The 10,685-nt window shown below is 60.9% G+C and carries 8 protein-coding genes and 1 pseudogene; 3 read left to right on the top strand and 6 right to left on the bottom strand.

What is annotated here, in order from left to right; translation table 11 throughout:
* Window positions 1–117 precede the first annotated feature (117 nt).
* The 3 genes from PMI26_RS04290 to pdxR form a co-directional block, all read right to left on the bottom strand.
* Window positions 118–1,383 (bottom strand): MFS transporter, encoded by a 1,266-nt coding sequence (locus PMI26_RS04290; protein WP_007979039.1) that lies wholly within the window; start codon window positions 1,381–1,383, stop codon window positions 118–120.
* A 51-nt stretch (window positions 1,384–1,434) separates the two neighbouring features.
* Entirely contained in the window at window positions 1,435–2,505 is a 1,071-nt protein-coding gene (locus tag PMI26_RS04295) for a sugar phosphate isomerase/epimerase family protein (RefSeq protein WP_007979037.1), read from the bottom strand.
* A gap of 112 nt (window positions 2,506–2,617) precedes the next feature.
* Complete coding sequence (pdxR, locus tag PMI26_RS04300; RefSeq protein ID WP_007979035.1) at window positions 2,618–4,123, bottom strand: MocR-like pyridoxine biosynthesis transcription factor PdxR; 1,506 nt, start codon at window positions 4,121–4,123, stop codon at window positions 2,618–2,620.
* 327 nt (window positions 4,124–4,450) lie between these two features.
* On the opposite strand from pdxR, the gene PMI26_RS04305 reads away from it, so the two are divergent.
* The 3 genes from PMI26_RS04305 to PMI26_RS04315 all read left to right on the top strand — a co-directional run bounded on the left by PMI26_RS04305 (window position 4,451) and on the right by PMI26_RS04315 (window position 8,002).
* Window positions 4,451–5,323 carry a DNA/RNA non-specific endonuclease gene (locus tag PMI26_RS04305; RefSeq protein WP_007979033.1) on the top strand — a complete coding sequence of 291 codons (873 nt, stop codon included), beginning with the start codon at window positions 4,451–4,453 and terminating at the stop codon, window positions 5,321–5,323.
* 384 nt (window positions 5,324–5,707) lie between these two features.
* Window positions 5,708–7,054, top strand: coding sequence for a putrescine-ornithine antiporter (gene potE, locus PMI26_RS04310; RefSeq protein ID WP_007979031.1), 1,347 nt, complete (start codon window positions 5,708–5,710; stop codon window positions 7,052–7,054).
* Window positions 7,055–7,096: 42 nt separating this feature from the next.
* The gene (locus PMI26_RS04315) at window positions 7,097–8,002 is read left to right on the top strand and encodes an amino acid ABC transporter substrate-binding protein (protein ID WP_007979028.1); all 906 of its coding nucleotides are present in this window, start codon (window positions 7,097–7,099) and stop codon (window positions 8,000–8,002) included.
* A gap of 180 nt (window positions 8,003–8,182) precedes the next feature.
* On the opposite strand, the gene PMI26_RS04320 is transcribed toward PMI26_RS04315, so the two are convergent.
* The 3 genes and pseudogenes from PMI26_RS04320 to PMI26_RS04325 all read right to left on the bottom strand — a co-directional run bounded on the left by PMI26_RS04320 (window position 8,183) and on the right by PMI26_RS04325 (window position 10,544).
* Entirely contained in the window at window positions 8,183–9,214 is a 1,032-nt protein-coding gene (locus PMI26_RS04320) for a methyl-accepting chemotaxis protein (RefSeq protein WP_443200853.1), read from the bottom strand.
* Window positions 9,215–9,469: 255 nt separating this feature from the next.
* Window positions 9,470–9,748, bottom strand: a pseudogene (locus PMI26_RS32420) (PAS domain-containing protein); the annotation flags it as partial.
* 259 nt (window positions 9,749–10,007) lie between these two features.
* Window positions 10,008–10,544 (bottom strand): hypothetical protein, encoded by a 537-nt coding sequence (locus tag PMI26_RS04325; RefSeq protein ID WP_007979024.1) that lies wholly within the window; start codon window positions 10,542–10,544, stop codon window positions 10,008–10,010.
* Window positions 10,545–10,685 lie beyond the last annotated feature (141 nt).

The following is a 10,685-nucleotide window of genomic DNA, read 5'->3' as shown; positions in this document are numbered from 1 at the left end:
TCGCCAGCAGGCTGGCTCCTACAGTTTTCGGCGTGGGCATGGCCCCTTGTGGGAGCTGGCTTGCCAGCGATGGTCGTTAACGATAACGCGTATGAACTGGGTAAACCCGGCCTATGTTCAGGCTTGCGCGGCGCTGAGCTCACCAGTGACCGTGGCGTTCTTGCGCACCGCTTGATACAGCAGGCTCGATACCATGAACCCGACAACGGCCAGCAGGCTCATCAACGAGAAGACGTAGTTGTAGCCTTGTTGACCCGGGAAGTGGTCGAGTATCGCGCCATAGATGACGTAGGCGAACATGCCCGGCGCATAGCCGATCAGGCAACCAATGCCAAAGGCCGAGCCCGTGATGTGCTGGGGAATGCCGACTTCACCCATCGGTGCCCAGAACACACCGCGCATGGAAAATACAATCAACGCGAAGGAGAGGGTGGCCGCCATGCCTGCGTAGATGTAACCCGGGCTTTTCGGGATGAGCATGATGACGCCCATCAGCGGCAACAACGCCAGGAATGCCCACTTCAGATAACGACTGGAACTCTTGAACTGCTTGTCGGCAATGAAGCCGCCAGCGGGGCCGCCGAGGATCTTGAGGAAGTACTGGTTGATGATCCCGTAAGCCCCCACCAGGGCCACGGGCAGTTCGTACATGTCCTTGAGGTAGGGAATGAAATAGGTCAGGCCGCAGTACACGATGTAGACCATGAACACGTTGAGGCTGACCAGCCAGATGCCCGGCACCTTGATGGCCTCGAGCAGGTTCGACAGTCCGTTCTTCGACTTGACGGTCGACTGGGTTTTGCCGCTCTTGAGCAACAGCCAGGTCAGGGTACCGGCAAGAATGTCGATGACCGAGTAGAACAGGATCGCCGATTTCAAGCCGTTTTCACCGGAACCCATGGCGACGAAGACGCCCAGCGCAGAAAACGCGACCAGGGTATCAATGACGCCACGCCCGCCTTCGAGCAGGCCGAACAGGCGTCCCTGTTCCTTATCGTCACCCAGGTTGCGGATGGCCTTGAGCAGCGATGGCCAGAAGAAGCAGTCGGCACACACGGCCAGCAGGCAGAACACAACCAGCAGATTGCTGAACGGCGGAAAGGTCGCCAGGTAAAGCCCCAGGCCCCCGGTACCGATCAGGCCGAGGGGGATCAGCTTGCGTGTGTCGTACCGGTCGGCGAGCATGCCGCCCACCACGAACAGCGCGGTGGCGACGATGGCGTTGGCGCTCAGCAGCACGCCGATTTCAGTGTGGGACAGCCCCATGAATTCTTGCATGGGGATGTAGAAGGCGTCCTTGAGGCTCGCCAGCTTGTAGACGGTGCCGCCACCGAGGATGAGAATCAGGAATCTGAGCCATTTGGCCTTGTCATGGGATGTCATTATTGTTCTCCAGGCGTATTGGGGTAGGCAGTGCCGCTCGGCACCTCAGGTTCAGGCGTCAGCGCAATGCGCCAGGGTCAACTCGGCCAGGGTTCGGAACTCGGCCAGCAGACCTCGTACATAGGCGACCTGGTTGTTTGCCCAGCGGTGCTCATCGGCCAGCATTCGCTCCAGCGAGAAGCCTTGCGGCAGGGCTGTTTCACTCATTTCCCGGTACGCAATGAACGGGTCGGCGGCTTCGTCGAACTGGCGGAACGCCGGGGCCACGTAGTGGTTTTCCTGCTCGAGAATGAAGGCGATCACTTGCGGGGTCGATTCGCCGAGCATCAGCAGTTCGAACAGCATGCGTGCGCTGGGCAGGTCGTCTTCGTCACTGCCTTGCAGCACGCCGTAATGCCCGAAGCCGTTTTGCTCAGGCACGATGCGCACACCCTTGAGGTGGGTCTGGCGTATGTGCGGGGCCAGGGCGCGCAGGGCCGCCAGGGGCTGCTCGCAGGCATTGATCATGTTGCCGAAGTCGAACAGGGCGTGCAGGCGCGGGTGGTTCAGCCGGCTCAGCAGTTGCGCGATCTCGCCGCTCTTGAGTTCCTCGTGCTGCTCGAAGTCGAAGAACAGGTCGTGCTCGTCTGCCTGTTGCGCGAGGTAGTGCAGGTCGGACTCGATCACGTCCATGACCCGGGACAGCGCCCCTTCGTAGCGTGAGTAGACACGGATGTTGCGGGTGCCCAGCGCCTTGGCGATGGCGATCACTTGATCGACATCTTTTTTCAGGGTGCTGCTGATTTCCAGATGCACGTCCAGCCCGAGGGCATTGGCCTTGGCCGCGAACGCCTGGAGCTGCGCGGCGGTCATTTGGCTCAGGCTGTTTTCCTCACCGTCGAGCAGGTGCAGGCTCAGGCCCTGGAGTTCGTGGCGATAGGCGAAGTCCAGCAGGTCGGCAGGGGTGACACGGCCGTGGGTCAGGTTGGTCAGCAAGGGGTAGGCATGGGCAAACAGGCGCAGTTGCCCAAGTCGGTCGAGCAACTGGCGGGCCAGCGCCTCGGTCAGTAGCGGGGGGGCCTCGGCCTCGACAGCCTTATGGCTGAGCAAGGCGTTGAATCGTTCCTGGATCTTATTGTTCATTCGAGTCGTTCCTGGTTCAGACACCGGGTCTACCGGCGCAGCCTTTATCGCGCCAGTCAGGAACTCTCGATAGATCCATTATCAGTTAAATCATAAGACCACTTGCCCGGCGTCAGGTGGCCGGCTGCAGGTAGCCCATTTTGTCCAGGGCCTGGGCCAGCGCTTCGACCCGCGCCTGGGCCTGGTCTTCGGGGGTGCTGGCAAAGCCGATCAGCAGCGCCGGCGGCAGGACATGTTCGACGCAGTAGTCGCTCAGGGGATAGGTGTGAATGCCATGCTGGTCGAGCGCCCTGGCCAGGGCATCGTCATCGAGATGCGCGGGTAACCAGGCGATCAGGTGCATGCCGGCTTCCACCGGAGTGACTCTGAAGAAAGTCCCCAGTTGTTCCTGCAGCTGTTCGACCAGTGCCTGCTGGCGAGCCTGGTACAGGGCGCGCATGCGCCGGATATGGCCGAGGAAGTGGCCCTCGCGCATGAAGTCCGCGGTGGCGGCCTGAAGCAGGGTAGGCGGGCTGCGATCCATGACGGCCCGCAGGGTGCAGAAGGGTTCGACCAGGGCGTTGGGCAGTATCACGTACCCCAGTCGCAGCGAGGGAAAGAGCACCTTGCTGAAGGTCCCTGCGTAGATGACCCGGGCCCACTGGTCCATGGCATAGAGTGCCGGCAGGGGGCGGCCGTTGTAGCGAAACTCACTGTCGCAATCGTCCTCGATGATCCAGCTTTGATTCTGCGCGGCCCAGTCGATGAGCTCCTGGCGTCGCCCATAACTCATGGTGACGCCCAGGGGATGCTGGCGAGACGGCGTGGTAAACACCAGGCGGGCGTCAGGACACAACGCCAGGCCTTGGCGGACATCGATACCCTGTTCGTCGATACGCAACGGCACGACCTGGCCACCCTGGGCCTGGAGCGCAATGCGCGCCGCGATATGCCCCGGATCTTCCATCCAGAAGCTGTCCTGTGGATTGAGCAACAGCATGCCCAGCAGGTTGAAGGCTTGCTGGGCGCCGGACACGATGACCACCTGCTCGGCACTGCAATCAATGCCGCGGGCATCGAAGACGTACTCGGCAATCGCCTCGCGCAGGGCCAGCAACCCCTGCAGTTCGCCATAGCCGAGCATGGCCTTGGTCGGCTTGTGCAGGTGGCGGTTCAACAGGCGCTTCCAGACCGATTGCGGGAACGCATCGTAAGCACTGTGACTGGGCAGGAATGACGTCGGGCTGTCCGTAGCCCAGCCGGCATAGGACACGCCACGGAAATGATCGCTGCGCAACGACAGCATCGACTGGCTGAGGTCGGACAGGCGAGGCGGCTGGCGCGGCTGCTCGTCATCAATGCCGCGGCCTTCCCATTCATGGCCGACGTAAGTCCCGGCCCCGGTCCGCGACGTCAGGAAACCTTCGGCAATCAGTTGATCGAACGCATTGAGAATGCTGATTCGCGACAGTTCGAGCTCCTTGCTCAGGGTCCGCGTGGACGGCAGGCGCACGCCGCCCTGAAGCCTGCCACTGAGAATCTGTTTGCGAATCTGCAAGTAGAGTTGGCGGTACAAGGGGGTGGAACTGGCACGGTCCAGCTCGATACCCGACAACAGCAAACCTGCGGAGGATTTCATTATTCGTTCGTCTGGATGGAATGTGGTCTGGCCTGATCGCGGTCAGGCATCCGGGTGCGAAAGGGTAGCGAGGGGGGCTGGATAAGTCATCCACCCCAGCGTCACAATAACAGGGCCGGCGAGTGCGGCATTGCACTAACCGGTCTGGTCATGGTCCATAACCCCCGCACGACCCTCAGCGGTCGAACCGACCGGCCCCGCATCGGTAATTGATCAAGGACAGTGAAAGCATGCTCGCCGCCACATAATCAGCAACCCCTCCACCCGGTTCCGTGAATCGGGACTCGCCGTACGTTTACCCCTTAATTCCTTTCGAAGATCTGACCCATGTACCTACGCAAAATTGCAGTTGGGCTGTCGGCCCTTGTTTTGCTCTCGCCCGGGGCGCAAGCCCGCAGTCTGCTGGACCTCCTCAAGCCACCCGCCGCGCAACACGAACAAGCGTCCCGCTCAGGCTCGATCAGCCAGAGCGCGGCCCTGAACCTCTACTCAAGCAAACAGAAACAGGCCTCGTTCGATGGCTGTGCTGATCTGTTCCCGGCAGCGAAACCGATCAACACCGCCACTGTGCCTGCCTCCATGAAACCCCTGGCATTGTGTTCCGACAATTTCGCAGTGCTGTACTCGCAAACCAGCAAGACCCCGCTGGTGGTGGTTGAACGCCTGAATGCGGCCCAGTTGCGCGATGCCAAAGGGGAGGAGCGCACCAACCAGTTCTACCCGGACCCACGCATTCCCAAGGGTGGGCGTGCAGAGTTGAGCGACTACCGCAGCCAGCATCCGGCCGTGGACCGTGGTCATCAATCCCCGGCAGCCGATGCACCGAACCCCAAGGCAATGGCCCAATCCTTTGCGCTGTCGAACATGGTGCCGCAAGACCCGACCAACAACCGCAAGATCTGGAGCAAGGTCGAGTCGGATGTCAGGAAGTTTGCCACGCGAGCCGATGGCAACGTGTTCGTCTTTACCGGTCCGCTCTTCGATCCAGGCCACTCGACCGTCGGCGACAACCAGGTCTGGGTGCCAACGCGCCTGTTCAAGCTGGTGTACGACGCCTCGTCCCAACGGGCCTGGGCCTACGTACTGCCCAACGCTGAAACCCGTGTCCAGAAGCCGATGGACTACGACACTTTCGTGAAGAACACCGGGCTCAAATTGCTCGGGAACCTGCCCGTTACAGGTTCCGCCGGGCGCACTTGACGGCTGGATGAGCAGCACCCCACAGGTTGGAGGCAACCTGTGGGGTGCTGCATTCCCGGACAAGGAGGGCGCCTGATCGCCATGAGCATGCCCAGGCGGTCCAGTAAAAAATCAGCAAGAAGTAACAGTTTGTAAATTTGAACTATACCCAATAGGGAAATCGCTCGTGGCCCCGGGACATGATGCCTCCCCAGATACTCGTCCCAGGAACTTCAACGTCGGACAGATCGAGAAATTCTGGTCATGAAGGCTTTGAAAATCGCTGCCAGCAAATGCGATGCGTTTACAGGCTCAAGGTCTGATTAAGCATTAGCCCCTGTCCGGCCGTGTGCTGCACGTCGCCAGGCCCAGGTTCAAGACTCTGAACAAGGCAAGGAGTTTGCGATGGCTGATTCAAGCAAGAAAATGAGCCTGATGGGGCTCACGACGCTGGTAACGGTCAACATGATGGGCTCGGGCATCATCATGTTGCCCACCAACATGGCTCAACTGGGTGCCGTCTCGCTGCTGTCATGGATCTTCACCGCGATCGGCTCGATGGCTATCGCTTACTGTTTTGCCCAGTGCGGGGTCTTCTGTTCGCGTTCCGGCGGCTTGTCCGCCTACACCGAAGAGGCCCATTCGAAGTCGGGCTTTTTCCTCTGCTCGTACCTGTACTTTCTCTCCCTGGCCATCGCCAACGTGGCCGTGGCCATTTCGGCGGTGGGCTACATGACCGCCTTCGTGCCCTGGCTCGGCACGGGTGCCATTCCACTGTGCATCGGCACGATCTCGCTGATCTGGCTGACCACCTTCGCCAACTTCGGCGGCCCGGGCATCACCGGCAAGATCGGTGCGTTCACGGTGTGGGGCGTGATCATTCCGGTCGCGGGCCTGAGCATCATCGGCTGGTTCTGGTTCAAGCCCGATGTGCTGGCCGCCGCCTGGAACCCCAACAGCCTGCCGATTTCCGAAGCCATCAGCAAAGCCATTCCCCTGACCCTGTGGGCCTTCCTGGGCATGGAGTCGGCGGCCCAGGCCACCGATGCCGTGGAAAACCCCAAGCGCAATGTGCCACTGGCCTGCCTGTTCGGGACCCTCGGTGCCGCCGTGGTCTATGTGCTGTCGACCACCGTCATCCAGGGCATCATTCCCAACGCCGAACTGGCCAAGTCTTCGGCGCCTTTCGCGCTGGTATACGCCACGATATTCAATCCGATGGTGGGCAATATCGTCATGGCCCTGGCGGTCATGGCCTGCGTCGGCTCGCTGCTGGGCTGGCAATTCACTCTGGCGCAAACGGCGAAAATGACGGCTGACCAGAACCTGTTCCTCAAGCTGTTCAGCAAGGTCAACTCGATGAATGCGCCCGTCGTCGGCATGATCGTCTGCGGCGTGCTGCAAACCCTCATGGCCCTGTCGACCATCTCGCCCGACGCCGCCGCGCAGTTCAGCAAGCTGGTCAGCCTGGCCGCGGTCACCAACCTGATCCCCTATATCACTGCGCTGACCGGCCTGCTGGTGATCATGCACAAGGCCGGGGTCTCGTCAGCGATTCGCACGCGTAACGTGGTGGTCTTGCTGATTGCCGTCACGTACTCCCTGTATGCCCTGTATGCCTGCGGCAAGGACGCAGTGATGGGCGGCACCCTGGTACTCGCTGTCGGCTACCTGCTCTACGGATTCCTCGCCAAGCGCTTCACCGAAGTGCCAGTGACCAATCAGGCCAGGGCCGCAAATCCTCAGGCGTAGCCATCAGGACTGCACAGACATCTGCATACGGGGAAACCGGACATGAACGTACCATTTGCCACAACCACCAGACTGCTGCTTACCTTCGCACTCTTGACGCTGCCGCTGGTAGCCGGCGCCAACACCCTGGAACGCGTGCGCAGCAGCCACACCTTTAACCTGGGTTACTTGCCTGACCTGGCGCCCTTCAGCAAGCAGGAAGGCGACAAGGCCAGCGGTTACGCCATCGACCTGTGCCTGAAAGTCGCTGACAAGCTCAAGAGCGAGCTGGGCCTGTCCGACCTGCAAGTGCACTACCAGCCGGTCACGGTTGCGGACCAGGTCAGTGCCGTCAGCCAGGGCAAGGTGGATATCCTCTGCACGCCGACAGCGCCTACCCTGGAACGGCGCAAGATGATCAGCTACTCCATCCCGATCTACACCGCCGGCCTCTCGGTCGTGGTACGCAAGGATGCGCCTGAACCCTTGCTCAATGTGCTCAATGGCAAGGTCGCGAATGCCGGCCCGACCTGGCGTGCCAGCATCAACAACGGCCTGGCCAACCAGACCTACGCGACCCTCGAGGGCGGGGTGACCGAAGACTGGATTCGCGAGCGGATGCGCCTGCTCAACGTGATCGCCTCGCTGGTGACCGTGGCCAACAACGACGAGGGCGTCAAGCTGGTCGCCGAGGGCAAGGCCGATGCCTTCTTCTCCGAACGCATGCTGCTGCGAAATGAAGTCGCCAAGGGAGGTGCGGCGCAGAACCTGATGATCCTGGACCGCATCTTCGAGTACTCGCCGGTGGCGATGATGGTCGATCGCAACGACGAAGACTTCCGCCTGCTGGTCGATACGGCCCTGAGTGAAGCCTATTACTCGGGCTTTGTGGAAAAGGCCTACGACCAGTATCTGGGCGGGAGCAACCTTACCGTGAAGAGACTGTTCAGGGTCTATGCATTGCCTTAGCGGCATCTTGCAAACCTGTGGCGAGGGAGCTTGCTCCCGCTGGACTGCGCAGCAGTCCCTCTTTTTGGGGGCGCTACGCACCCCAACGGGAGCAAGCTCCCTCGCCACAGGTGATGCAATGGGTTCGGAGCCGCATCAATGGGCGAGGACCATGCCCAAGCAGGAATCGCCCTGTCGCCACTATCGGTTAAAACGCTCGGCCAGGCTGTGCAGGTAGTCGGCCATGACCTCAAGATCCTGGCTGATCGCGGCGCCTTGTTTGGCCTGCCCGGCGCTGTGATCACAGAGTTGGGCAATACGCGTGATCTGCTGATTGATGTCTTCAGCCACGTGACTTTGTTCTTCAGACGCCGAGGCCATCTGCTGGCTCATCCCGGTAATCCGGGTGACGGCCTGACTGATGCCGACCAGCGCCGACTGCACCGCCTCGACACGCTGCATGCTTTCGCGGGAGATCTGCTCGCCACGGCTGGCCGTGGACACTGCGCGATCGGCACCGTCGTACAGCGAAGCAATGATGCCGTGGATCTGTTCGGTGGAGGTGCGAGTGCGTTGTGCAAGGGAGCGCACCTCGTCGGCAACCACGGCAAAACCGCGACCTTGCTCACCGGCCCGGGCCGCCTCGATGGCCGCATTGAGCGCCAGCAGGTTGGTCTGTTCGGCAATGGAGGTGATGACATCCACGACACTGCCGATCGATTGCGTTTCACTGGCCAATGCGTTGACCGCCTTGCCGATCTCGTTGACCGCCTCATGCATGGTTTCCATGGCGCTCAGGCTTTGCCGGGCCAGCTCACTGCCGTCACGCGTCAACTGGTCGGCCTGCGATGCAGCATGCGCGGTGCTGATGACGTTTTGGGTGACTTCCTGGATGGTGGCGGCCATCTGTGAGATGGCGGCGGCTGACTGATCGGTTTCACTGCGCTGACGATCAAGCGACTGTGCTTGCGATCCGGAGAGTTCGGATGACTGCGCGGCCTTGGCCTTGACATTGACCCCGGCATCGACGAGTCGGCTCAGGGCGGTCTGCAAACGCGCTTCCTCACTGACCATGGCCATGTCCAGGCGACCTTGGGGACCATGGTTGTCGCTGTAGGTGAGCGCGACCAAAGGATCGGAAAAGGCTTTCGGATGCTCGGCCAGGGTGCGCTCGATGGCCCTGCGATGCCGGGACTCGATCAGGTACCAGGCCATACACAGACTCGCCACCATCAGCCCCTGTGCCGCCGTATTGGGCAGCCACTGCTCGGCGAGCAATGAAACTGCGCCAGCGATCAGCAACGGCCAGCCGTGTTGCAGCGGCCGGGAAATTCGCGTTTTCAGGGAAACGATGGGCTTGCCGGCCCGCATCCGTGCATAGAGTGCTGCAGCCCGACGGACCTGGTCGCGGCTGGGCAGCGAACGAACCGACTCGTAGCCACTCAGGCGTCCGTTTTCATGGATGGGCGTGACGTAGGCACTGACCCAATAGAAATCACCATTTTTCGCGCGGTTTTTCACAATGCCCATCCAGGGTTTGCCTTGCTTGATGGTGTGCCACATGTGAATGAATACCCCGGGAGGCATGTCGGGGTGTCGAACCAGGTTATGGGGCTGGCCCACCAACTCGTCGTAGGTGAAACCGCTGATGGCAACAAAGGCCTCGTTGCAGTAGGTGATCCGGCTATCGAGATCGGTCGTGGAGATCAATCGTTGTTCGGCGGGAAATACTCTTTCATGCTCGGTTACGGGCAAATTCACGCGCATACGATGCGACCCCTCGGATTATTATTATGATGTTGAGCCTGTAAACCAGCACGGGCCCGCCTTCAGATCGCGGGATTCAACGCGTGCGGGCCCGGAGAGGAATTTATGGAGGGGGGAGGTCGACGGCCATTCATTCGACGACAATTTCTTTTCATTTCATGACAAGTCCACGATGTCGCTGTGGAATCATGGGTAACGTCGAATCGAGTCGGTTTCGGGGCGCGAGGCATCACCTCGGATGACGGATGTCGCCGCCCCTCTATTCAAGGCAGGTTTGAGGCATGGCGGGCAAGCCATGGAGAAAGGCCGCAATCTGCTGGCTATTGCGCAAATGCACCACGGGAATACGCGGGCCCATGGCCAGGCGCACCGCTTCGATACCCGGGCGGTAACCTCGATCGAAATTCCACACGAACCCAAGGAACGTCAGGAACGCCCGGTCGAGCTTCTCTGCGCAGCCGGCTGCAAGGTCAGGGCGAGGACGGTTCATGAGGCTGCGCAGGATCACCCGGGCGAAGCAGGTGAGTCGCGGCGTATCGAGCCAGATGATCAGGTCGGCCCGGGGCAGGCGCAGGTCGAAGGTGCGCCGGGCATAGTTGCCTTCACAAATCCAGCTATCCGCTGCGATCGCTGCGCTGACCCGCGCGCGGAACTGCTCAGCATCGGGTTCGATCCAGCCGGGCTCCCAGAACAAGGTATCGAGGTGCACCACGGGCAGCCCCAGATGCTTGCCGAGGGTGCGGGCGAGGGTGGATTTGCCGCTGCCGGCATTGCCCAGAATAACAATCCGTTGCATGAGTGACGTCCTGTCGAAAAAAAGATTCTTTACGCATTCCCGGGGAACTACTGTAGGAGCCAGCCTGCTGGCGATGGACTCAAGTGCGCCGCGTTTATCCAGTTCACCCGCGTTATCGTTAACGACCATCGCTGGCAGGCC

Origin of the sequence: Pseudomonas sp. GM33 (assembly GCF_000282295.1) — a bacterium.
Classification (GTDB): Bacteria; Pseudomonadota; Gammaproteobacteria; order Pseudomonadales; family Pseudomonadaceae; genus Aquipseudomonas; species Aquipseudomonas laurylsulfatiphila.
Note: the sequence above shows the minus strand (reverse complement) of the source record. Positions and strands in the feature narration are given on the sequence as shown.